The organism is Desertibacillus haloalkaliphilus (assembly GCF_019039105.1).
In the GTDB taxonomy this organism is placed as follows: Bacteria; Bacillota; Bacilli; order Bacillales; family KJ1-10-99; genus Desertibacillus; species Desertibacillus haloalkaliphilus.
Map to the genome: position 1 here is coordinate 1 of NZ_JAHPIV010000337.1, position 379 is coordinate 379.

Annotated in this window: 1 protein-coding gene; it reads left to right on the forward strand. The window is 54.6% G+C overall.

Translation table 11 applies throughout. From position 1 onward, the window contains the following. Window positions 1-379, forward strand: a 379-nt coding sequence (locus tag KH400_RS30030; protein WP_217228343.1) for a hypothetical protein, incomplete at both ends; no start/stop codon positions are given.

Genomic DNA, 379 nt, shown 5'->3' on the forward strand with positions numbered 1-379 from the left:
AAGGGAAAGAGAAAGAGGGGAAAGAGGGAAAGGGGAAAGGGAGAGAAGAGAAAAAGAGGGAGGAGAAGGGGGGAAGGGAAAGAAAAAGAGAAGGAAAGGGAGGGAGAGAAGAGGAGGAGAGGGGAGGGAAGGGAGGGGGAAAAGGAGAGAAAGGGGGGAGAAAGGAAGGGGAAGAAAGGAAGAGGGAAGGGGGAGAGGGGAGGGGGGAGGAGGAGAAAAAGAAGGGAGGAAGGAGAGGAGGGGGGGGAGGAAAAGAGAGAGGAAAGGAAGAAGAAAGGGAAGAAAAAAGGGGAGAAAAGAGGGGAAAAGAGGGGAAGAGAAAGAGGGGGGAGAAAGAGGGGGGAGGAAGAGAGGGGGGGGGGGAAAGGAGGGGAAAAAA